25 protein-coding genes and 3 riboswitches are annotated in these 24,036 nt (G+C 34.3%); all 25 genes read left to right on the top strand.

Annotation, left to right across the window (positions count from 1 at the left end; all coding sequences use genetic code 11):
* Positions 1-65 precede the first annotated feature (65 nt).
* The 25 genes from JOC47_RS09885 (at position 66) to hemB (ending at position 24,033) form a co-directional block, all read left to right on the top strand.
* Positions 66-347 (top strand): hypothetical protein, encoded by a 282-nt coding sequence (locus JOC47_RS09885; RefSeq protein WP_204701915.1) that lies wholly within the window; start codon positions 66-68, stop codon positions 345-347.
* A 246-nt stretch (positions 348-593) separates the two neighbouring features.
* Positions 594-2,072, top strand: a complete 1,479-nt coding sequence (glpK, locus tag JOC47_RS09880) for a glycerol kinase GlpK (protein WP_239551066.1) — start codon at positions 594-596, stop codon at positions 2,070-2,072.
* 193 nt (positions 2,073-2,265) lie between these two features.
* Positions 2,266-3,288, top strand: a complete 1,023-nt coding sequence (locus JOC47_RS09875; protein WP_204701914.1) for a PocR ligand-binding domain-containing protein — start codon at positions 2,266-2,268, stop codon at positions 3,286-3,288.
* Between the two features lie 380 nt (positions 3,289-3,668).
* A complete protein-coding gene (locus JOC47_RS09870) occupies positions 3,669-4,844 on the top strand; it encodes an iron-containing alcohol dehydrogenase (RefSeq protein ID WP_204701913.1) in 1,176 nt (391 codons plus the stop codon).
* 59 nt (positions 4,845-4,903) lie between these two features.
* A riboswitch (cobalamin riboswitch) is annotated at positions 4,904-5,092 on the top strand.
* Between the two features lie 101 nt (positions 5,093-5,193).
* Positions 5,194-6,864: a propanediol/glycerol family dehydratase large subunit gene (locus JOC47_RS09865; protein WP_204701912.1), complete on the top strand. Its 1,671-nt coding sequence runs from the start codon at positions 5,194-5,196 to the stop codon at positions 6,862-6,864.
* Between the two features lie 27 nt (positions 6,865-6,891).
* Entirely contained in the window at positions 6,892-7,461 is a 570-nt protein-coding gene (locus JOC47_RS09860) for a propanediol/glycerol family dehydratase medium subunit (RefSeq protein ID WP_204701911.1), read from the top strand.
* 24 nt (positions 7,462-7,485) lie between these two features.
* Positions 7,486-7,908 carry a diol dehydratase small subunit gene (locus JOC47_RS09855; RefSeq protein WP_204701910.1) on the top strand — a complete coding sequence of 141 codons (423 nt, stop codon included), beginning with the start codon at positions 7,486-7,488 and terminating at the stop codon, positions 7,906-7,908.
* Positions 7,909-7,929: 21 nt separating this feature from the next.
* A complete protein-coding gene (locus tag JOC47_RS09850) occupies positions 7,930-9,762 on the top strand; it encodes a diol dehydratase reactivase subunit alpha (protein ID WP_204701909.1) in 1,833 nt (610 codons plus the stop codon).
* Entirely contained in the window at positions 9,763-10,134 is a 372-nt protein-coding gene (locus JOC47_RS09845; protein ID WP_204701908.1) for a glycerol dehydratase reactivase beta/small subunit family protein, read from the top strand.
* Positions 10,135-10,138: 4 nt separating this feature from the next.
* Positions 10,139-10,645, top strand: a complete 507-nt coding sequence (locus tag JOC47_RS09840; protein WP_204701907.1) for a cob(I)yrinic acid a,c-diamide adenosyltransferase — start codon at positions 10,139-10,141, stop codon at positions 10,643-10,645.
* 44 nt (positions 10,646-10,689) lie between these two features.
* The gene (locus tag JOC47_RS09835; protein ID WP_204701906.1) at positions 10,690-11,085 is read left to right on the top strand and encodes a GlcG/HbpS family heme-binding protein; all 396 of its coding nucleotides are present in this window, start codon (positions 10,690-10,692) and stop codon (positions 11,083-11,085) included.
* Positions 11,086-11,199: 114 nt separating this feature from the next.
* Positions 11,200-11,412 carry a hypothetical protein gene (locus JOC47_RS09830; RefSeq protein WP_204701905.1) on the top strand — a complete coding sequence of 71 codons (213 nt, stop codon included), beginning with the start codon at positions 11,200-11,202 and terminating at the stop codon, positions 11,410-11,412.
* Positions 11,387-11,836, top strand: a complete 450-nt coding sequence (locus JOC47_RS09825) for a uroporphyrinogen-III C-methyltransferase (RefSeq protein ID WP_204701904.1) — start codon at positions 11,387-11,389, stop codon at positions 11,834-11,836. Before JOC47_RS09830 ends, JOC47_RS09825 begins: the two co-directional genes overlap by 26 nt.
* A gap of 334 nt (positions 11,837-12,170) precedes the next feature.
* Positions 12,171-12,359: riboswitch (cobalamin riboswitch) on the top strand.
* 122 nt (positions 12,360-12,481) lie between these two features.
* Complete coding sequence (locus JOC47_RS09820) at positions 12,482-13,390, top strand: ABC transporter substrate-binding protein (RefSeq protein WP_204701903.1); 909 nt, start codon at positions 12,482-12,484, stop codon at positions 13,388-13,390.
* 15 nt (positions 13,391-13,405) lie between these two features.
* Entirely contained in the window at positions 13,406-14,452 is a 1,047-nt protein-coding gene (locus JOC47_RS09815) for an iron chelate uptake ABC transporter family permease subunit (protein ID WP_204701902.1), read from the top strand.
* A gap of 11 nt (positions 14,453-14,463) precedes the next feature.
* A complete protein-coding gene (locus JOC47_RS09810; RefSeq protein ID WP_204701901.1) occupies positions 14,464-15,729 on the top strand; it encodes a heme ABC transporter ATP-binding protein in 1,266 nt (421 codons plus the stop codon).
* A 17-nt stretch (positions 15,730-15,746) separates the two neighbouring features.
* Positions 15,747-17,684, top strand: coding sequence for a TonB-dependent receptor plug domain-containing protein (locus JOC47_RS09805; protein WP_204701900.1), 1,938 nt, complete (start codon positions 15,747-15,749; stop codon positions 17,682-17,684).
* A 176-nt stretch (positions 17,685-17,860) separates the two neighbouring features.
* Positions 17,861-18,568, top strand: a complete 708-nt coding sequence (locus JOC47_RS09800; RefSeq protein WP_204701899.1) for an energy transducer TonB — start codon at positions 17,861-17,863, stop codon at positions 18,566-18,568.
* Positions 18,569-18,578: 10 nt separating this feature from the next.
* Positions 18,579-19,196, top strand: a complete 618-nt coding sequence (locus JOC47_RS09795; RefSeq protein ID WP_204701898.1) for a MotA/TolQ/ExbB proton channel family protein — start codon at positions 18,579-18,581, stop codon at positions 19,194-19,196.
* Positions 19,186-19,590 (top strand): ExbD/TolR family protein, encoded by a 405-nt coding sequence (locus JOC47_RS09790; protein WP_204701897.1) that lies wholly within the window; start codon positions 19,186-19,188, stop codon positions 19,588-19,590. Before JOC47_RS09795 ends, JOC47_RS09790 begins: the two co-directional genes overlap by 11 nt.
* The gene (locus tag JOC47_RS09785) at positions 19,587-19,721 is read left to right on the top strand and encodes a heme-binding protein (protein ID WP_204701896.1); all 135 of its coding nucleotides are present in this window, start codon (positions 19,587-19,589) and stop codon (positions 19,719-19,721) included. The genes JOC47_RS09790 and JOC47_RS09785 overlap by 4 nt, the downstream gene beginning before the upstream one ends.
* Before the next feature lie 440 nt (positions 19,722-20,161).
* Positions 20,162-20,350: riboswitch (cobalamin riboswitch) on the top strand.
* Positions 20,351-20,466: 116 nt separating this feature from the next.
* Positions 20,467-20,958, top strand: a complete 492-nt coding sequence (locus tag JOC47_RS09780; RefSeq protein WP_204701895.1) for an ECF transporter S component — start codon at positions 20,467-20,469, stop codon at positions 20,956-20,958.
* Entirely contained in the window at positions 20,948-21,688 is a 741-nt protein-coding gene (locus JOC47_RS09775; RefSeq protein ID WP_204701894.1) for an AIR synthase related protein, read from the top strand. The genes JOC47_RS09780 and JOC47_RS09775 overlap by 11 nt, the downstream gene beginning before the upstream one ends.
* Positions 21,689-21,753: 65 nt before the next feature.
* The gene (hemA, locus tag JOC47_RS09770; protein ID WP_204701893.1) at positions 21,754-23,007 is read left to right on the top strand and encodes a glutamyl-tRNA reductase; all 1,254 of its coding nucleotides are present in this window, start codon (positions 21,754-21,756) and stop codon (positions 23,005-23,007) included.
* 57 nt (positions 23,008-23,064) lie between these two features.
* Complete coding sequence (gene hemB / locus JOC47_RS09765; protein ID WP_204701892.1) at positions 23,065-24,033, top strand: porphobilinogen synthase; 969 nt, start codon at positions 23,065-23,067, stop codon at positions 24,031-24,033.
* Positions 24,034-24,036 lie beyond the last annotated feature (3 nt).

Genomic DNA, 24,036 nt, shown 5'->3' with positions numbered 1-24,036 from the left:
TTTATTTGCTCCTTTAACACATATTATCCCACAATAGATTATATATTATGTGAATAGTTGTGTTCTTGACCCAAGGGCAAGCCCGTTGGGTTTTTCATACAAAAGCAATAACTAAGTTAGAATCAGATTTTATAGTTCAAGCTCAGGATTTAGAAGAAGTATTTATTATTAATCAAGCTGAAGAGTTCGCCACAGAATTATATAAGTTAGCTCTGAAATATGAAAATCTTAAGCTAAAGAAGTATGCTAAAGAACTGCAGCAAGACCTAGATGTTTTTAACGTAGAAGGAGCTAAAAGCAAAGTAAGTCAATTTGAAGAAATAATTAATGGTTTAAAAGAAAAATAAATTAATTAGAATAGTTTTGCTGAGTTGATTATTTTTGCTATTGAGATTGATATTTAAGTAAAATTAATGAATTGAATTTTTTATTGCATAAAATAATATGTTATGATAAAATTTTTTAAGCAAGGTTAAAATAAAATATTAATGGTAGAGAATATAAAGAAACCATATTTAAGTATTAAACGGGGGACAGCTATACCTTCTTTTAATATCTTAAATATGGTTTTTGCTATTATAGGGGGAATTATTATGGAAGAATTTATGTTAGCTATTGAACAGAATACAAGTAAATCTAAAGCAGTATTATTGGATAGGACAGGAGAAAAAGTTAGTAGTGCTAGTAAAGAAGTGGAAACCATCAATCCTAAATCAGCTTGGGTTGAATGTGACCCTAATCAATTGTGGGGAAATATTATAGGGGTTATAGCTGATGCTTTGGCTAAATCTGATGTTGATTCCGAACAAATTGCAGGAATAGGAATAGCTAATCAACGAGAAACTACTATAGTGTGGGATGTAGAAACTGGTGAAGCTATTTATAATGCTATTAGTTGGCAAGATAAGAGAACTAATAATATTTGCAAGGAGCTTAAAGAAAGAGGATTAGGAGATAAGATTAAAGAAAAAACCGGGTTAATGATTGGTACTTATTTTTCCGCTCCCAAAATAGAATGGATTTTAGATAATGTTGAAGGCGCTAAGAAGAAAGCTAAGGAAGGTAAACTAAGATTTGGGACGATTGATAGTTGGTTGATTTGGAAATTAAGTGGTGGTAACTTACATATTACCGATTATACCAATGCTTCGCGAACTATGCTATATAATATTAATGAATTAAATTGGGATAGCGAATTGCTTGATATTTTCTCTATTCCTAAGACTATGCTACCAGAGGTTAAATCTAGCAGTGAAGTATATGGTACAACTGCAAGCCATCATTTCTTTGGTCATAATATACCTATAGCAGCAGCAGTAGGTGATAGACAAGCTTCTGTTTTTGGGCATGGCTGTTTTGAACCAGGCATAGCTAAAAGTAGTTATGGTCAAGGTGGGTTTGTATTAATGAATACGGGGTCTAAACTAGTTAAATCAAATAATGGATTATTGACTACTATTGCTTTAGCTAAGGATGGAGAAATAAATTATGCTTTAGAAGGAAGTATATTCACTGCTCAATCGGCCCTTGAATGGTTAAAAGATGAAATGAATTTAATTGAAGGAATAACAGATGCTGAATATTTTGCTAATAAGGTCACTGATACTGATGGAGTCTATTTTGTGCCGTCATTTAATGGTTTAGCAGCACCTTATTGGGATTTAGACGCTCAAGGAACAATTGTAGGATTGACTCGGGGTACTAATAAAAATCATATTATTAGAGCAGTTTTAGAAGGTATTGCCTATCGAACTCGTGATATAATTGAGGTTATGGAACAAGACTCAAAAATTTGCTTAGAAAAACTAAAAGTAGATTGTATCTTTGGTCAAGATTTTTTAGTTCCATTTCAAGCTAATATATTAGGCTGTAATATAGAATATAATGAAATTGATACTACTACTATAGGAGTAGGTTATTTAGCAGGTTTAGCAGTAGATTATTGGCAAAATAAAGAAGAAATTTTAGATAGTTGTGGCAGTGATTATCGTTTTGAACCTGAAATGACTGAAAAGGTAAGAAATAAATTATATAAGAGATGGGAAAAAGCTATTTCTAAAGCACGAATTTAAAATTTGATTATAAAAAGTATTGCAATATTTAGAACAACATGTTATTATTTTATCAAATAAAAAATAAATGTTCTAGTTTACATGGTAGAGAAAAAGAACCCTTCTATGTAACTTTTAAGGTATAGGGAAATCTATACCTTCTGAAGTTAAATAGAGGGTTTTTTTAGTTTTTATAATTTTGGGGGGATAAATAATGAAATCATCTGAAAAAGAAGCATTGCAAATAGATGAATTATTAGATTTAGATTTTATTCAAGAATTTCAAGATGAATTTGCCAAATCTTTAGGTATTTCTAGTGTAACTGTAGATTTAGAAGGAAATCCAATTACCTCTCCTAGTGGTTTTACAGAGTTTTGTGATTATATTCGCTCGAGTGAAGAAGGCTTAAAACGTTGTAAGAAATGTGACCGAGAAGGAGGAAGAAAAGCTAAAGAATCTGGAGAGCCTGTAGTTTATGAATGTCATTCAGGTTTATGTGATTTTGCAGTCCCAATTGTGATTGAAGGAGATCAAATCGGTAGTATTTTAGGTGGACAAATATTGCCAGAAGATCCAAACGAAGCTGAATTTAGAGAGATAGCGCAAGAGTTAAATCTCGATCCTAATAAATTGATAGATATGCTTGATGACGTCTATACTTTAGATAGAGCAAGAATTGAGTCAGCAGCTAACATGCTGTATCTTGTTGCAAATACTATCAGCGAAGTTTGGTATCAACAGTCTGAACTACAAAAGATGGCTTCTGCTCTTAGTGAAAATCTATCGGAAATAGCCTCAGCAATGGATGATATTTCTGCCACAGCTATGGAAATAAATGAAAAACAAACTTTATTAAATGATAAGATTGAAAATGTTAATTCCTTAGCTACTGAGATCGAACAATTTGTTAATTTCATAGAAAAGATTGCTGATAAAACTAATATGTTGGGATTAAATGCTTCTATAGAAAGTGCTAGAGCAGGAAAGCATGGACGAGGATTTGATGTAGTAGCAGAAGAAATACGTAATTTATCTCAAGATTCTAAAAAGAGAGTGGAGCAGATTAAAGAGCTTGTACCTCGAATTCAAGAATCAACAACAGAAACTAGCCAAATTGCTAATGAAACACTAGAAAACATAGAAGAGCAATCAGCAACTTTGCAAGAGGTCACTGCTAGTACAGAAGAACTTAACAGTTTATCAGAAGAGCTATTAAATTTGGCAAATAGCAATTAAATTTAACTTTTTAGTATTAATACTTGAAAATTAATAGCGGTTATGTTAGTATACTATTGAAGTTGATAAATATGTAACAATAAAAGAACAAATTTATACATTTTTTCTATTAAGAACTTGCAATATTTATTCTGATATGCTAAAATTTAATTAGAAAAGTAAAAAAAAGAATATAAAAGCTTGTTATATAGGCAGAGAAAAAGAAACCTCCTATGTAGCTTTATCAGGTGTGGAATAACTATACCTGCTGAAGTTAAATAGGGGGGTTTTCTATTTCTTGATTGTGAAAAAAATATCATTTTTGTGTTAAAATAATAACTAGTATTAGAGTTTAGCTGCTAATACTTTAATAAAAACTATAATTCAAGGGGGAGATTAATATGTCAGAGTTTTATGATTATATGTTGCCAACTGTTAATTTTATGGGAGCAGGATGTGTAGAAGTTGTAGGCGAAAGATGTGAAACTTTAGGAGCAGAAAAAGTTTTACTAGTGACTGATAAATTTTTAAGAAATATGGAGGATGGTCCTGTAGACCAAGTAATTGATTATTTAGAAGAAGCAGGTTTAGAATATGCAATTTATGATGGAGTGGAACCTAATCCTAAAGATACTAATGTTTATGATGGATTGGAAGTTTATGAAGCAGAAAATTGCGATATGATTGTGACAGTAGGTGGAGGTAGCCCACATGATTGTGGAAAAGCAATTGGAGTAGCAGCAACTCATGATGGAGATCTTTATGAAGATTATGCAGGGATTGAACAACTTGAAAATGAAACTCCAGCAATGATCTGTGTAAATACTACTGCTGGAACTGCTAGTGAGGTTACTCGACATGCTGTTATTACTGATACATCTCAAGAACCACATGTTAAATTTGTGATAGTGAGCTGGAGAAATACTCCAGATGTTTCGATTAATGATCCAGAACTAATGGTAGATAAACCACCAGCATTAACTGCTGCTACTGGGATGGATGCTTTAACTCATGCTCTAGAAACTTATGTTTCTACCGGAGCAAATGCATTAACTGATGCTGCTGCTTTAGAGTCTATGAGATTAATAGCTAATAACTTGCGAAATGCTGTATATAATGGTGACGATATTGAAGCTCGTGAAAACATGGCTAATGCTTCAGTATTATCAGGTTTTGCTTTTAATAACGGTGGTTTAGGCTATGTTCATGCTATGGCTCATCAATTAGGTGGCTTTTATGATATGCCGCATGGAATAGCTAATGCTATTTTACTACCTTATGTTGAAAAATTTAATTTAGGTGCTAAGTTAGAAAGATTTGCTAAAATAGCTGAAATATTTGGAGTTCAAACTGATGGAATGTCTACTAGAGAAGCAGCAGAAGCAGCTTTAGATGCAATTAGACAACTTGCTGAAGATATTGGAATTCCAACTAGTTTAAGTGAATCTGAATATGATGTTCAAGAAGAAGATTTTGCAGAGATGGCTAAATTAGCATTAGAAGATGGGAATGCTTTAACTAATCCAAGAAAAGGAACAGCAGAACAAGTTAAAGCAATTTTTGAAGATGCTATGTAAATAGCTTTGGAGGTCTAGATTACAATTTAAAATTTAGACCTCCCCCTTGGTAAAAATAAAAAATATTATTTAGATCAGATGCCTTTAGTTACGACTAAAGGAGAATAGGGAATCAGGTGTAAATCCTGAACGGATCCGCCACTGTAACTAGTTACTTAGATTAAAAAAGCCACTTAGATTATATCTAGGGAAGGCAAATCTAGGGTTAAGCTAGAAGTCAGGAGACCTGTCTGATCTGAATCTACTAGATCTTCGGTAATAAGATTAGTGGATAATTTAATTAAAAGTTAAATTGTTAACTATTCTTAGACTGAAGATTTTTTTATTTAAAAATTAAGGAGGGTGAATTGTGAAAAGATCTAAAAGATTTGAAAAACTTGAAGAAAGAGATATTAGCAAAGATGGTTTAGTAAATGAGTGGCCGGAAAAAGGGATAGTTGCTATGGATGGTCCTCAAGATCCAGAACCTAGTATTAAGATTGAAGATGGAGAAGTAGTAGAACTGGATGGTAAAAAGAAAGAAGATTTTGATATGGTCGATAGTTTTATCAGTCAGCATAGTTTGAATATTGATAAAGCAGAAGAAGTTATGGCTATGGATTCACAAGAATTGGCTAAAAAGATTGTTGATGTTAATGTTTCTCGTGAAGAAATTCTTGAATTAACTTTAGCTATGACACCAGCTAAGATTGTAGAAGTAGTTAGTCATATGAATGTGGTCGAAATGATGATGGCGGTTCAAAAGATGCGACCGCGAAAGACCCCGTCTAATCAGTGTCATATTACAAACTTACAAGATAATCCAGTGTTAATTGCCGCTGATGCTGCAGAAGCTGCTTTAAGAGGGTTTGATGAACAAGAAACTACAGTAGCAGTTGGGCGTTATGCTCCCTTTAATGCTTTAGGACTGATAGTTGGTTCGCAAGCAGGTCGAGGCGGAGTAATTACTCAATGTGCAGTTGAAGAAGCAGTAGAGCTTAAACTGGGGATGAGAGGATTAACTTCTTATGCAGAGACAGTTTCTGTTTATGGAACTGAGGATGTGTTCACTGATGGTGATGATACTCCATGGTCTAAAGCATTTTTAGCTTCTGCTTATGCTTCCCGGGGACTGAAAATGAGATTTACTTCTGGCTCAGGCTCTGAAGCTCAGATGGGATTTGCTGAAGGAAAGTCAATGCTGTATTTAGAAACAAGATGTTTATATATCACTAAAGGGGCAGGAGTACAAGGGATTCAAAATGGTGCAGTTAGTTGTATTGGAATTGCTAGTTCTGTTCCATCGGGAGTAAGATCAGTATTAGCAGAAAATCTAATTGCAATGCTATTAGACCTTGAATGTGCTTCTGGTAATGACCAAACCTTTACTCATTCCAGAACTAGAAGAACTGCTCGAATGTTAATGCAATTTTTACCGGGAACAGACTTTATTTTCTCTGGATATAGTGGTGTACCAAATTACGATAATATGTTTGCTGGTTCTACTCATGATGTTGATGATTATGATGATTATAATATTTTGCAGAGAGATTTAAAAGTGGATGGAGGCTTGCGTCCTGTAGAAGAAGAGAAAGCAATTGAAGTTAGAAATAAAGCAGCTAAAGCTATTCAAGCTGTATTTGAAGCATTAGATTTACCAGAAATCACTGATGAAGAAGTAGAGGCAGCTACTTATGCTCATGGTAGTAAAGATGTACCTGAACGAGACGTTACTCAAGACCTAAAGGCAGTGGAAGAAATGATGAATCGCGGTGTTACTGGTTTAGATGTGGTTAAAGCATTAGGTGAACAAGGATTTAATGAGGTAGCCGAGAATTTATTGAACTTGCTTAAACAGCGAGTTTGTGGAGACTATTTACACACATCTGCTATCTTTGATGAAGACTTTAATTGTATTAGTGCTGTTAATGATACTAATGACTATGCTGGACCAGGAACTGGTTATAGAATTAGTGAAGAACGTTGGAAAGAAATTAAAGATGTTAGATTAGCTAGAGACCCTGAAAATATTGGAGAATAATTAATAGATAAAGAAAGAGGTGTGAGTATGCAAACAAGCGTTGATAAAAAGTTAGAATTTTCAGAAATCGGAGTTGCAGAAAAAGGTAAATCTAGTGATGAGGTTGTAATTGGTATAGCTCCAGGTTTTGGTAAACATTTAACTAAAACCATAATTGATCTTGACCATGCTACTGTATTAAGAGAACTGATGGCAGGAATAGAGGAAGAAGGGCTAAAATCAAGAGTAGTTAGAATGTATCAAACAGCAGATGTTGGTTTTGTAGGTCATGCTGCAGCCCAGTTAAGTGGTTCGGGAATTTCGATTGGACTACAGTCTAAGGGCACTGCTTTGATTCATCAAAAGGATTTAGCTCCGTTAGAAAATTTAGAGCTGTTTCCTCAAGCACCCTTATTAGATCCAGAGACTTATCGAGCGATTGGGAAAAATGCTGCTCGCTATGCTAAAGGTGAAACGCCTAAGCCAGTGCCCACTAGAAATGATCAAATGGCGAGACCTAAATATCAAGCAACAGCTGCAGTGATGCACATTAAAGAAGTAGAACATTTAGATTCTGAAATTGACACAGGAATTGAAGAAGAGGTTGAATTCAAATAAATATAAAATTTGGAGGTGGCTTAAATGTCTAATGAAGTTGATGCTAATAAAGACTATCCGTTAGGAACTAATCGCCCAGACCTTGTAAAAACACCAACTAATAAAGATTTGGAAGATATTACTTTAGAAAAAGTATTGGAGGGCGAAGTTGAAGATGCTGATTTAAGTATTACTGAGGAAACGCTTGACCATCAGGCGGAAATTGCTAAACAAAAAGGAAGAGAGCAGTTTGGAAAGAATATGGAGCGAGCTGGAGAACTGACTAATATTCCTGATGATAGAATACTTGAGATCTATAATTCTTTAAGACCAAATCGTTCTACTAAAGAAGAATTATTAGCAATTGCTGATGAACTAGAAGAAGAATATGAAGCAACAACGACTGCTCAATTAGTGCGAGAAGCTGCTGAAGTTTATGAAAAAAGAGATAAGTTAAGAAGTGAATAACTGCTCTAGGTAGGTGAAAATATGGAGATAATTGTGGGAGTAGACATCGGTAATGCTACAACCGAGGTAGCAATTGGCAAAATTGAAGCTGAGCAAGAATTTAATTTCATAGCTGAAGGTGAGCATCAAACAACTGGATTAAAAGGAACAGAAGAAAATATTAAGGGGATTATGAATGCTCTGCAGCAGGCTGTGCAGGAAGCAGATTTAAAACTTGAGGATTTAGATTTAATCAGACTTAATGAAGCAACTCCAGTTATTGGTGACGTAGCTATGGAAACTATTACAGAAACGATTATTACTGAATCTACAATGATTGGTCATAATCCTTCAACTCCTGGCGGAGTGGGATTAGGAGTAGGAAAGACAGTAATGATCACTGAACTTGATTCTTGTTCTGCAGGCGAAGAAGTGATTGTAGTAATTCCAGCTGAAATAGATTTTGCCATTGCAGCTGAGAATATAAATGAAGGTTTAGCAAGAGGCATTGAAGTCAATGGGGCAATTGTACAAAAAGATGATGCAGTCTTAATTGCCAATAGAATAGATAAACAAATGCCGATTGTAGATGAAGTTAAATTTATTGATAAGGTTCCTTTAGACAGAAAAGCTGCTGTTGAAGTTGCTAGTTCCGGAGGGACAATTCAAGAGTTGACTAATCCTTATGGTATAGCTACTGTCTTTGATTTAGATGCTGATGAGACTAAGCATATTGTTCCAGTAGCTAGATCATTAATCGGTAACCATTCAGCTGTAGTAATTCGAACTCCGCAGGGTGATATTGAAGAGAAAAGAATTCCTGCAGGAAAGATAATTGCCTTTGGTGAATCAGGTAAAGAAAAAATTGCTGTGGACCAAGGGGCAGAAGAAATTATGAAGTCAATTGAAAAAGTGCAGCCTTTAAAGGATGTTAAAGGAGAATCAGGGACCAATGTTTCAGGAATGTTAGAGCGAGTGCGGAGTAAAATGAAGCAAGTGACAGGGCAAAACTTGAGTGATATTAAAATCAAAGATATTTTAGCTGTAGATACTTTTGTACCCCAAGAAGTAAAAGGGGGACTAGCTGGAGAACATTCACTAGAAAATGCAGTTGGATTAGCTGCTATGGTAGAAACTAGTCAACTGCCGATGCAGCAAATTGCAGATGCTTTAGTGCAGGAACTGCCAGAAGTTGAAATTGAAATTGCTGGTGTAGAAGCTAATATGGCAATTTCAGGGGCTTTAACTACTCCAGGAACTGATAAGCCGATAGTGATTCTTGATATGGGCGGCGGCTCAACTGATGCTGCAGTATTAACTCAAGAAGGAAATATTCATACAGCCCATCTATCTGGAGCTGGGAATATGGTCTCAATGATCATTGAGACTGAATTAGGATTAGAAGATTTTGATTTAGCAGAACGCATCAAGAAGACTCCGCTAGCAAAAGTAGAGAGTATGTTTAATATTCGTCATGAAGATGGGACTGTTCATTTTTATGATGAACCTTTAGCACCGCAATTATTTTCTAAAGTTGTTAGTTTAGATGAAGGGGAATTGGTTCCAATCCCTACAGATCATTCAATGAAAAGGATTCGGCAAGTCCGCAGAGATGCTAAAAAAGATGTGTTTGTCCGTAATGCGGTCCGAGCTTTGAAAAGGACTATTCCGACGGGCAATATTCGCGATATTGGTTTTGTGGTTATGGTCGGAGGCTCTGCTTTGGACTTTGAAATTCCAGAGTTGATTTCGAATGAATTATCTAATTATGGGGTTGTAGCTGGCCGCGGAAACATTCGTGGAATGATGGGGCCAAGAAATGCTGTAGCAACAGGTTTAGTGCTATCTTATTTAAACAATCCGAGGTGGAATTAAATGACTACCCAAAATATAAATGGAAACAAACCAATGATTTATATATTTATCACTTCTGATTATAAAGATAGTGAATTAGTAGCCCATATAGGTTATGGCATAGAAGAAGAAGGGATTCCATTTAAAACTTTTGTGCAGGAGAAGAATAATAGTCAAGAATTAGCCTATAATGCAGCTCAAAATTCTTCATTAGGAATTGGTCTGGGAGTTACTTCTGAAGACCAAGTGGTTTTACAAATGGCAAAGCTGAGTAAAGAAAATCCAGTTTTTAATAAGACACTTAACAGTAATGAGCAAGCTAAAAAGATGGGTAGTAATGCAGCGCGAATGGTAAAGGGGCTGCCATTTAAAAGCTTTAAATCTGAGGAGTGATGTGATGTCTGTTTATACTGGCAATGGAGACCAAGGTCAGACAGATCTTTTTAGTGGAGAAAGAGTTAAAAAGTATGATACTCAAGTTGAAGCTTATGGAGCAGTAGATGAAGTTAATTCTCTTTTGGGAAAGGCTCGTTCTCAAATAGAAGATGAGCAGATTTCTGAGGTGATTAGTGAAGTTCAGCAAAAGTTATTCACCCTTGGCGCTGAGTTGGCTTCTCGTCACAAAAAACTTGAAACTAAGATTACTGCTGAAGATGTAAATCATCTGGAAGAAAAGATTGATTTCTTCCAGCAGAAAGTAGACTTGCAGAAAGGCTTTAGTATCCCAGGTGATAGTGAGACTGGCAGCACTTTAGACCTTGCTAGAACTGTGACACGGAGGGCAGAAAGAAGAATTGTTGAGCTTAGTGAAGAGGATTATCAGTTGAATGAAGCTGTAGCTCAATATATTAATAGATTATCTGATTTACTCTTTGTTTTGAGAATAGTTGAAGATAGTAAGTAAAATAATTTAAAAATATATTAAAAAATTTTAAGGGGGAGTTAATAATGAAAATTGATTTAGAGACAGCAGAAAGAATGATTGAGGCAGCAAAAGAGGAAGCAGAAAAGATTGAGGTGCCAATGGTAATTTCAGTTGTTGACAATGCAGGGAAGTTAATTGCACTAGAAAGAATGGATAATGCTTTACAAGTGAGTATTGGTTTATCTCAGCAGAAGGCTTATACTTCAGTTGTGATGAGAAATACGACAGAAGAGGTAGGAAAATTAGCGCAGCCAGGTAATGAATTGTATGGCATTGAAGTATCTGTTGATGATTTAGTAACATTTGGTGGAGGAATTCCAGTCTTTGATGGTGATGAAGTAATCGGTGCAGTAGGAGTAAGTGGTGGAGCAGTAGAAGAAGATATGCAGGTTGCACAAGCTGGTGTAGATGCATTATAAATTAAGTAAAAAGCATTAAATTACCGGCAGGAAAAAATAGTAGTTCATTATCTTTAAATCCCTCAATCTTACTGCCGGGGTTGAGGGATTTAATTATATTATGGAGGCATTTAAGTGCAAACTAAGAGAGATATATCAATTATAGATTTAAGTCCAGGTGAATTTTTAGTTATTGCTTGTGATTCATTAGGTGGAATTGGCAGCAAAAAAGAGGATAAAATAAATGTTAATAATAGAGTAGTTGGCAGATTAACAACTCAAGTTGCTTTGATGGAAGTTTTAGCTAGGGGGAGGGGAAAGGATGCCGGGAAAAGTCTATTTAGTTAGGTGTAATGATGAAGGTCAGGGTTTAATGACAGTTAAGGGGCAAGAAGTTGTTGAACAATCTGATGTAATTGTATCTGACCATGTAACTAATAATAATTTATTAGAGTATGCTAAAGACGAAGCTGAAGTTGTTCAGATAGAGGATTATAATCAATTTAGGATCAATCAGCTTTTAATTACTAAGGCTCAAAAAGGGAAGACTGTAACTAGATTAAAAAATGGTGATCCTTTTGTGTTTGTTAGAGAAGGAAATGAAGCACAGCAATTAGCAGAAAAAAATATTGAGTTTGAAATTATTTCTGGAGCAAATTCTTTGCCTATCGAGTCTAATTCTCTTAAGTTTTATATTTCTTTAATCTCTCTAGATTTAGAGCTGGCAATTACCCTTTTGTTACTTTTTGTGCTTAGTACAGAATTTTTATAATTTAAAACTTGAAAACTATTAGTAACTGTGTTAATATAAATTTGTAATTGATAAAAATATAACAATTATAAAAAGCAAGATATCTTTAATTGTTGCAAATAAATTTCACAACTAGAAAGTGAGACCTTGTCAATTAACTACAAATAAAATAGAGATGTTACTAGAGGCAGAGAAAAAGAAACCTCCTATGTGACTTTATCGGGTATTGGCTAATTATACCTGCTGAAGTTAAATAGGAGGTTTTTGTATTTTAAGAAATATGGAGGTTGCATAAGCGGGTTAAGATGTATTATAATAAAGTAGAAACTCAGTATAAAAATAAATAAATAACTAACTAACTAACTAATGTTTAGGTGCCTTTAGTTACGACTAAAGGAGAATAGGGAATCAGGTTTAAATCCTGAACGGGCCCGCCACTGTAACTAGTTAATTAGATTTGAAATGCCACTTAGTTTTTAACTAAGGAAGGTAAATCTAATGTGAAGCTAGAAGTCAGGAGACCTGCCTAAACGTTATCATACATCCTCGGTAGCAGGATTATTAGGAAATGGGTATGGTATATCTAATTTCCCCAATCTTGGTTACCAAGGTTGGGGAAATTTTATTTTGATATATTTTTTGCAGCTTAATATTGGAGGTGATTTAATGAAAAATAAATTAATTCTGATTGTTATAATTTGTAGTTTAGTAATTCCCACTGTGGTACAGGCAAGTGATTATCCGGTAGAAGTAACTGATGATTTAGACAAAGAAATTACTATTCAGCAGCAGCCGACCCGGATTATTTCTTTGGCCCCTAGTCATACCGAAACACTATTTGCTTTAGGAGTAGATAATAATCTGATTGGTGTTACGCAACAGGCTAATTACCCTGCGGAAGCTGAAGAAATAGAAAAAGTAGGTAGCATTAAAGAGCCTAATTTAGAAAAAATGATTGCTTTGCAACCTGATTTAGTTTTAGCAGCGGGAATTACTCCTAAAGGAGTAGTTCGTAAATTAAGAAACTTAGATATAAAGGTGATTGGGCTGAATTCTCAAAGTATAGAAGGAATTATTGATGATATTGCTCTAATTGCTAAAGCAACTGGAGTAGATAAAAAAGGGAGAGCAATAACTACTCAGATGAGAAATAAGCTCTATCAAATAAAAAAAATTGTAAAAGAAAATGTAGAAAGCAACGAGCGACCTAAAGTCTTTTATGAAATTTGGAATGATCCTTTATATACTGCTGGTTCTAATACATTTATTAATGATTTGATTGCTTTAGCAGGTGGAGTGAATATTGCTGGAGATGCTAAAGGAAAATGGCCGCAATATAATTTGGAAACTCTATTAGCTGAGAATCCTGATGTATATATTACTTCTAATCATAATCAAGATAAAAAGACAACTAAAAGTTCAATTAAAAATCGCGATAAGTTTCAAGAGATTACAGCGATTAAGCAAAGACGAATCTTGGTTTTGAATTCTGATCTTGTTAACCGAGCTAGTCCTAGGATAATTATAGGACTAGAGAAGATTGCTGAAGTTATTCATCCTGATTTATTTAAATAAGTGAGTTGATAAACAGTGCAGAAAAAAAGGAAAAGTTGGAATCTTATTTTGTTAGGTTTATTATTATTTTTAGTCTTAATAATTATTACAGCAGTGAGCTTAGGGGCAGTTGAAATTCCTCTGGGTCATGTGATTAAAATAATACTGGCCAAAATTCCGTTTTTAAAAGAATTAACTCAGATAAGTGATGTGGGCGTTCACGAAACAATTATATTTAAAATAAGGTTGCCGCGGGTTTTATTAGCAGGATTAGTCGGTTTGGCCTTAGCTACTTCGGGGACAGTATTCCAGGCATTATTGAAAAACCCGATGGCTGACCCGTATGTGATTGGAATTTCTTCTGGTGCTTCCTTAGGTGCTACTTTAGGATTAGTTTTGGATTTAGAGTTTGAATTTTTAGCGTTGAATACTATTCCTTTGTTCGCCTTTTTAGGAGCAGTAATCACAGTATTTATTGTCTATAAATTGGCCCAAGTAGGAGATAAAATTTCAGTTAGCACTTTGCTATTGGCTGGTGTGGCAGTAGGAGCATTCTTATCAGCACTTGTATCATTATTGATGGTTTTCAATAATGACAGCATGCAGCAGATTGTATATTGGATGATGGGTAGTTTGTCGTCTAAAGGTTGGCAGCAGGTGGAGATGATTTGGCTTTATATTATAGGAGGTTATATTATTATTCACCTCTTTGCTAAAGATTTAAATGTCCTGCTTTTAGGTGCAGAAACAGCTCAAAGTTTGGGATTAGAAGTAGAATTTCTCAAAAAGATTTTACTAGTGACTGCGTCTTTGTTGGCAGGAGCAGCCGTAGCCGGAAGTGGAATAATTGGATTTGTAGGGTTAATTATTCCTCATTTAGTGAGGTTATTAGTCGGACCAGACCATAGAATTTTAATTCCTAGTTCGGCTTTAGTAGGAGCAATTTTTCTGATTAGTACTGATATTTTTGCCCGAACAGTAATTGCACCGACTGAAATTCCGGTAGGAATTATAACTTCATTATTTGGCGGGCCATTTTTTCTTTATTTATTAAATAAGAAAAAGAAGACGGCAGGATTTTAGGGGGGGATAAAATGAGAAGTAAAATAGAAGTTGAAGCACTGAGTTATAAATATGACCAATTAAAAGTTTTAGAGGATATCAATTTTTCTATGCAGCAGGGAGAATTTATAGGTTTAATTGGTCCTAATGGCTCAGGGAAGTCTACTTTATTAAAAAATATAAATTCTAAATTTAAACCCCAGCAAGGTTTAGTTTATTTAGATGGTGATAACCTCCATCAGTTAGATAAAAAAGAATTGGCTCGAAATTTGGCTGTGGTGCCGCAAAGTACTGAGATTAACTTTGATTTTACTGTAGAAGAGATAGTATTGATGGGGCGCACTCCTTATATTGAGAGGTTTAGTAGTGAACAAGAAGAAGATTTTGCAATAGCTAAAGAAGTAATGAAGTTGACGAATACTTTCGACTTGAAAGATAGATATATTAATCAGTTAAGCGGCGGAGAGCGTCAGCGGGTGATTGTGGCTAGAAGCTTGGCTCAAAATCCTGAAGTGTTGTTATTAGATGAACCGACTTCTAATTTAGATATTAATTATCAATTAGAAATAATGAATCTGTTAAAACGGCTTAATCACGAACAAGAACTAACTATTTTAGTTGTGCTCCATGACTTAAATTTAGCAGCCAAATATTGTGATAAATTATTATTGATTGACCAAGGTCAGATTCATAGTTTTGGGACGCCCCAAGAGATCATTACTTCTGAGAATATAAGCGAGGTCTATGGTTCTGAAGTAACTGTTAAATATCATTATCCGGATAACACTCCGTATGTTACTCTAATTGATCAGCAGTATATTCCTCAGTCTAAATTGGAACATAAGATTCATTTAATTTGTGGAGGCGGGACAGGTCGTGAATTAATGGAACAGTTAGTTAAAAAGGGCTATCAATTGAGCTGTGGAGTAGTTAATAAACAAGATTCTGATTGGGAAATGGCTACATCTTATAATATTGAGACTGTGATTGAAGAACCCTTTGCCCCAATTTCTGAAGCAAAGCATCAACAAAACTTAAATAAAATCAAAACAGCCGAAACGGTAATTTTAACAGAAGTTCCTATTGGGAACGGCAATTTATTTAATTTAAAAGCTGCTCTTTGGGCAGCTAAGCAAGGGAAAGAAGTAATTGTTGTTAATGGGCATAACATAGAAGAGAGGGATTATACCTCTGGAGCAGGAAGTGAACTATTCAAACAGTTACTACAGCAAGAAATTAAAGAAGTTGAAGATACAGTTTCGACTTTAAAAGCAATAGATGAAATAATTAAAAATTAAGGGAGTGAAAATTAATTATGAAAAAGTGGATTATTGTTTTAACATTAATCTTAAGTTGTACTTTGATAATAGGTGAGGTGCGAGCTGAAGAAGGAGAAGAAGAGACGTTTAGCTTAGAAGAAATTGTAGTTACTGCTTCTAAATATGAAGAAGAATTATCCGAAACATCTGTTAGTGGTGAAGTAATAGACCAAGAGGATATCAGCAATAAGAATGCTTATAATGCAGCAGATTTATTAAAAGATATTACTGGAGTGCAGATTAATGATTATAGTGGAGTAGCAGGAGTCAAAACAATTAGTATTCGTGGTTCTCAGCCGGAACAGGTTTTGGTTTTGATTGATGGGCAGCCCATGAACAGTAGGCAGAGTGGACAGATTGATTTAAGTCGCTTAAATATTGAGCAAATAGAAAAGATTGAAGTGCTGCGCGGTCCCGCTTCGGCTATTTATGGTGCAAATGCCTTAGGAGGAGTTGTAAATATCATTACTAAAAGCGGGACTGATAAAGCAAGAACTAATGTGAAGATGGGTTATGGTTCTTTTAATACCCAGCAATACAGTTTAACGCAACAAGGGGGAGGCAAAAAATTAAATTATAATGTAGCAGTGACTGCGAAAAAATCTGATGGACATAGAGATATTCCAGATAATAGTGATTTAGAACAGTATAATTTATTTACTAAATTCGATTATCAATTAACTAAGTATTCTGATTTAATTCTATCCCTGCGCTATAATGATTCTGATAAAGGAACTCCGGGGAAAATTACGAATCCCAGTCCTAATGCTCAACAAAATGATGAAGATAAAAATATCAATCTGACTTGGAAACAGCAGCGTGAAGATACAGATACTAAAGTATTAGCTTATTATAATCAACATGAACAGAGTTATTACGACAAATATTATTCTAATCAAGATGATCCAGCAGATTTTAATAATTATTATCGTGACCAAAATGGTGATGTGTACTATTATGATGGTAGTGAAAGAAAAGAAGTAAATAATATTAACTTGACTGAAAATATTGATAGAAGTATTCATGATACGAATCGGATGGGGTTGGATTTTAGTAGAACTAAGTATTATCAAGACCATACTTTAAGTTATGGTACTACAGTTAAGCAGAATGAGATTGATAGTAATAAGAATGGAGAACACGAAACGTTAAATAAAGCTTTATTTGTGCAAGATAAATGGGCAGTTAATGAAGCTATAATAGTAAATCTAGGTAGTCGTTATGACGATCATGAGAAGTTTGGCTCTGAGATTTCTCCACGGTCAGGGATGGTGTATGAGTTCAACCAAAATTTAAAGTTGCATTTATCGGGAGGTCAAGCTTATCGGACGCCGACATTTAATGATTTATATTGGCCTGCTAGTGCTTATACTGAAGGGAATCCTGATTTAGAACCCGAAACTGCTGTCGCCTATGAAATAGGGAGTACTTATTTAACTGAGCAGAGTAAAATTAAGGTAAGTTTATTCCAACGTGATGTAGAAGATTTAATAGATTGGGCTCCAGGAGATGATGGGGTATATCGACCTTATAATGTTAATCAAGCTGAAATTAGTGGAGTAGAATTAAATGCGAAACGAGAGTTGAATGAAAAGATTACAGCTGGATTTAATTATACGTATTTAGATGCAGTGAATACTACTGCCGGAAAAAGGTTAGAATATAGACCTTATCATAAAGCTAATTTAGATTTAAATTATAGGGCAGATGAGTTTGCTACTGCTGTGAATGCTCAATTAGTAGATGGACGGACTGGAGATTTAGCCTCTTATTTTGTTCTTGATGGGAAAGTAAGTAAAGATTATCAAATTAATAATTATGACTTCAAATTGAGTTTAGAAATTAATAACTTATTAGACCGAGAGTATGAAGTGCGCGCAGGTTATCCAATGGCAGAAAGAAATTATATGATGACAGTAATCACTGAATTTTAATCAAGGATATTTCTTCTATGAACTAAGAAATTAATTCAGCTACAACTATAAAAAATGGGGAGTGATCAATAATCCAACAGCCTTCTAAGCCTTTAAAAATATCGTTAATAATAGCATTGCTTGTTCATTTGTGTGTGCTCAATATAGGAGAATGGATGTTTCAGAGTGGTAATTTAATGGCTACTAAAAATTCTACTCCCCAAAAAGTTAGTTTTAATGTTCAGGAGAAACAAACTAATAATTTAGCTGCTGCAAAGGATAAGCAAGAGGATAAGCAAGAGGATAAGCAAGAGGATAAGCAAGAAGATAAACAAGAAGATAAACAAGAAGATAAACAAGAAGATAAACAAGAAGATAAACAAGAAGATAAACAAAAGGATAAACAAGAGGATAAACAAAAGGATAAACAAAAGGATAAACAAAAGGATAAACAAAAGGATGAGCAAAAGGATGAGCAAAAGGATGAGCAAAAGGATGAGCAAAAGGATAAGCAAGAGGATAAGCAAGAGGATAAGCAAGAGGATAAGCAAGAAAATGAGCAAGAAAATGAGCAAGAAAATGAGCAAGAAAATGAGAAGAATGAGCAGGTAGATTTAACGGAGGGGAAGCCGGCGGGAGTGCAGCCGCCTGCGGTAATTAATAACCAACCTCCGGTCTATCCTGAAAAGATGCGGCGGAGAGAAATTGAAGGACGGGTAGTATTGAAAATTTTAGTTAATGACCAAGGAGAAGTTACTAAAACTGAAGTTAAAGAGTCATCTGGGTATCAAAAGTTAGATGCAGCGGCTAAAAAGGCAGTGAAGAACTGGGAATTTAAAGCGGCGCAGAGAAAAGAAAAAGAAGTAGGTAGTTGGATTTTAGTTCCGATTAAATATAGTTTGTAGAGGTGATAAGATGAATTATTTATTAACTAAGGGTGGCGTTGTCATCTATCCTTTATTAGCAACATCAGTAATTGCATTAACAATTATTATTGAACGGGCTTATCAATTTATTAAGGCTTCAGGTTATTTATCTGATCAGGTAATGCAAGATATAAAAAATAAGATTGCAGCGGGAAAGATTCAAGAGGCAGTTGCGTTGTGCGAAACTAACGACCAGCCGATTGCTAAAATTATAAAGCAGGGAATTTTGTATAGAGGCAAAGAACCTGAACAGATAAAAAAGCAGATGGAAGAAGTTAAATTAGAAGAGTTCCCTAAATTAGAACAGCATTTAGGAATCCTCAACTTTTTAGGCAAAATAGCTCCGTCTTTAGGTCTGTTGGGCACTGTTGTAGGAATAATTAAAACTTTTCATGTATTGTCTTTAAATGGGCAGCCCCAGCAGTTAGCAGGTGGGATCTCTGAAGCTTTATTAACAACAGCTATGGGGTTAACTATTTCAATTCCGACTTTAGGAGCCTATTATTATTTCATGAATCGCCTGCATAAGATGGTCTCTCATGCAGAAAAAAGAGAAGTAGAATTAATTAATCATCTTGATGAGGCAGGTGACAATGATGGGGTATGAAGTTAAAGAACCGGAATTAGACTTGAATTTAACTCCATTAATAGATGTAGTGTTCTTATTATTGATCTTTTTTATAGTAACTTCGACTTTGAATAGCCAACAAGTTGAAAAGAATATTCAACTGCCAACTACTACGGCAGAGGAAAAACAACATCAAAACAAGTTGGATATTATTTTAGACGAGCAAGGACAAATTTATGTTGGTGCTAATGCAAAGCAGGTTTCGTGGTCTAATTTAGAGTCGCAGTTAGCAAAAAAATTATCAAATAAGAAAAAAAATAAAGTGACTATTGTAGCAGATGAAAAATCTAATTTTCAAGAAATTGTGAGGCTGATGGATATTACAAAAAAGATAGAGGCAGATAATTTAAGCTTTGTGGTGCAGAAAGAATGATTGAGTTAGCAAAAGAAGAGGCAGAAAAGAATGAGGTACGAATGGTGATCACAGTTGTTGACAATGCAGGGAAGTTAATTGCACTAGAAAGAATGGATAATGTTTTACAAGTGAGTATTGGTTTATCTTAGCAAAAGGTTTATATTTTATTTGTGATGAGAAATACGAAAAAATAAGTAGTGAAATTAGCATAGCCAGGTAATGAATTATATGGCATTGAAGTATCTAGTGATGATTTAGTAACATTTGGTGGAGGAATTCCAGTCTTTGATGGTGATGAAGTAATCGGAGCAGTAGAAGAACCGAGTTTTTATAAATTAAAGCTTGAAAACTATTAGTAATCGTGTTATACTAAACAAAAAGTTGATAAAAATATAACAATTATATAATATTATTGTTACTATAGGTAGAGAAAAAAGAAACCTCCTATGTAACTTTATCAGGTATGGGCTAATTATATCTGCTGAAGTTAAATAGGGGGTTTTTGTATTTTAAGAAATAAGCAGGTTGCATAAGCGGGTTAAAATGTATTATAATTAACTAGAAACTCAGTATAAAAATAAATAAATAACTAACTAACTAATGTTTAGGTGCCTTTAGTTACGACTAAAGGAGAATAGGGAATCAGGTTTAAATCCTGAACGGGCCCGCCACTGTAACTAGTTAATTAGATTTGAAATGCCACTTAGTTTTTAACTAAGGAAGGTAAATCTAATGTGAAGCTAGAAGTCAGGAGACCTGCCTAAACGTTATCATACATCCTCGGTAGCAGGATTAGTAGGAAATGGGTATGCTGTATCTAATTTCCCCAATCTTGATTACCAAGGTTGGGGAAATTTTATGTTAAAGATGTTTTTTATAAGGGAGTTGTAATTAATGAGAGAACAATTGAGTAATAGAAATAAAATTAATAGCTTAGTTAAAATTAGTTTATTAATTGCTCTGGCAGGTGTAGGTTCGTATATTAAATTCCCTAGTCCAGTAGGTAGTATTGCTTTAGATTCTTTATCTGGTTATTTAGGAGTATTATTATTAGGGATCAAACCTGGTGGTGTTATTTTGTTCATCGGTCATCTGTTATCTTCCTTTTTAAGTGGTTTCCCTTTAGGAGCCTTGCATTTAGTGATTGCTGTTTTAATGGTAAGTTGTGGTGGTGTTTTAGGTTATTTGAAACAGAAAAAAAATTATATTGCAATAATTATTACTATTTTATGTAATGGGATTTTATTACCTGGACTACTAGCACCTTTACTAGGGATAGGATTTACTATTGGATTAATACCCGGCTTATTACTATCTTCTACTGCTAATATTTTATTAGCAGTTATAATTAATAGAATATTAAGGGGTAATTCAATTGGATACTAATAGAGATATATCTATTATAAGCTTAAACACAGATCAATTTTTAGTAATTGCCTGTGATTCTTTAGGGGGGATTGGTCAGAAAAGTCAAGATGAAATAAAGGTAACTAATAAACTAGTTGGCAAGTTGACAACAAGAGTTGCTTTATTAGAAGTTTTAGCTAGTGGAGCTAATCCAATTACAGTAATTAATACGTTGAGTGTAGAGCTCAACCCGACGGGAGAAGAAATTATTACTGGCATTAAGGAAGAACTAAAAAAGTTAGATATGAGTAATTTATTAAATGGTAGTAGTGAAGAGAATATAGCTACTGTACAAACAGGAGTAGGAATTACTGTAATTGGCAGAGTAGATAGAAATAGAATAAAGTTATTTTCATCAAAACCTAATGATCTTGTTGTATCTATTGGTATTCCTAAAGTTGGGAAAGAAGTCTTAGAATCTCAGGATGAAATTGTTGATTTAGATTTGATATTGAAATTATTAGAAGTTGATTATATTAATGAAATTATTCCTGTAGGCTCAAAAGGCATGTTGTATGAAGCTAATTTGATAGCAGATAGTAATCAATTAAATTTGCATTTGTTAGATACAAATTTAAACTTAGAACAATCAGCGGGGCCAGCGACTGTGATTTTACTAACACTTGAAGAAAGAAATTTAAATAGATTAAAGAAAATAGTTAATCAACCACTTAATGTGATTGGAAGACTCGAAAAAAATCAAGAATAGATTTAGTTAGTATATAGTAGTAAGCAATTCATAATATATTAGAAAAGAAAGTTGAGGTGAAATGGATGGAATTAACTGTTATTGGTGTAAATCATAAAGAAACTCCATTAGAAATTAGAGAAAAGATGTCCCTAACAACTGCCGAGAGGGAAACTTTGCTAAGAACCATAAAATCTATTGATAAGTTAGACGAAGGAGTGGTAGTTTCAACTTGTAATCGAACTGAGTTATATCTAGTAGCTAAAGATAGAAGTTATGCTCAAGATTTTGCTTTGGAAAAATTGGGTCAGCTTTCAGGATTTAATACTAATTTTTTAGAGGAATATATATATTCTTATTATGGCTTTGAAGCTGTGGAACATTTATATCAAGTGGCAAGTGGTTTAGATTCGTTAGTGATTGGTGAAACTCAAATTTTGGGGCAATTAAAGAATGCGTTTAAAGAAGCTAAACAAGAAAAGGCTACTAAGAAGTATTTGAATAAATTATTTCCAGAAGCTTTTAAAGTAGGGAAAAGAGCACGAAGTGAAACTAAAATCAATCAAAATGCTGCTTCAATTAGTTATGTAGCTGTAGAGTTGGCTCGTAAAATTTTTGGTAAATTATCAGGAGAAACAGTTTTGATCTTAGGAGCAGGTGAAATGAGTGAATTAACATTAAAAAGTTTAGTTGATTATGGAGTTAAAGGAGTTATGGTTGCTAATCGTACTTATCAGCATGGTCAAGAATTAGCTGCAGAGTTTGATGGAAAAGCTATTACTTGGGATGAAGTAGATAACTGGATTAAAAAGGTAGATATAATTATAGGTTCGACGGCAGCTCCCCATTGTGTACTTCACTATGATATGATCAAAGAGGCTATGGAAAGCAGGAGAGGCCCGCTATTTTTAATTGATATTGCGGTGCCTAGAGATATGGAATCAGAAGTTAATGAAATTCCAGGAGTTCATCTTTATGATATAGATGATTTAAAGGAAGTGATAGAAGAGAATTTAACTGAAAGAGAAAAAGAAATAGATAAAGTCCAAAAAATCATCAATGAGGAAGTAATAGAATTCAAGGAATGGTTAAATAATCAACAGTGTGTGCCTGTTATAAAAAAGATGAGGTCACGAGCTGAAAAGATTAAAGAACAAGAACTAAATCGAGCTTTAGCTCAGCTTTCAGATTCGAATAAAGATTCTGAAGAAGTGATAGCAGATTTAGCCAATCGATTAGTCAATAAAGTTTTGCATAATCCGACAGTAGGAATTAAAGAACTAGCTAATTGTAAACAAAATAATCAAAAATTAGAAGTGGTAAAAGAATTATTTGCTTGAATTATAGTTGGCAGGAAAAGCTAATTACTTATAAATTCAAAGTGAGGAAGTGATATTATGAAAATGGCTCATCGTCCGAGAAGATTGAGAAAAAACAAATCTATTAGAAGTTTAGTTAGAGAAACTGAATTAAGCACTTCTGATTTAATTTATCCTTTATTTGTAGTGCCAGGAGTAGAGGTTAAAGAGGAGATCCCTTCGATGCCGGATAATTATCATTTTTCTTTAGATTTGCTGCTAGAAGAAGTGGCTGAGTTAGTAGATTTAGGGATAGAAGGAGTTCTTTTGTTTGGAATTCCAAAGTCCAAAGATGAAATAGGCTCTAGAGCGTGGGCCAAAGATGGGATTGTGCAGCAGGCTTGTCGGAAGATTAAGGATGAGTTTCCTGAATTATTAGTAATTACAGATGTTTGCTTATGCCAATATACAAGTCATGGTCATTGTGGGATTATTGAAGATGGTTATGTTCAAAATGATGCTACTTTAGATAATTTAGCTAAAATTGCTTTATCACATATTGAAGCTGGAGCAGATATGGTAGCGCCTTCTGATATGATGGATGGCAGGATTCAAGCAATTAGGACTAAGTTAGATCAGAGTGGCTATCAAGATAAAGCTATTATGGCTTATTCTGCTAAATATGCGTCTAGTTTTTATGGCCCGTTTCGTGATGCAGCTCATTCTGCTCCAGAAGAAGGTGACCGCAGTTCTTATCAAATGGATCCAGCTAATAGTGAAGAAGCTATGAGAGAAATTAGTTTGGATTTAAAAGAAGGAGCAGATATTGTAATGGTTAAACCAGCGTTACCTTATTTAGATATTATTAGGCGAGCTAGTGATCAATTCAATGCTCCGCTAGCTGCTTATAATGTCAGTGGTGAATATGCAATGATTAAAGCAGCTGCTAAGGAAGGATGGCTTGATGAAGAAGAAACTGCTTTAGAGTCATTGCTGAGTATCAAACGAGCTGGGGCTGAGATTATTATTACTTATTGGGCCAAAAAAGTAGCTAAATTAATACAATAGGAG

Source organism: Halanaerobacter jeridensis, from assembly GCF_016908315.1.
In the GTDB taxonomy this organism is placed as follows: Bacteria; Bacillota; Halanaerobiia; order Halobacteroidales; family Halobacteroidaceae; genus Halanaerobacter; species Halanaerobacter jeridensis.
This window is presented reverse-complemented; position numbering and strand designations above follow the sequence as displayed.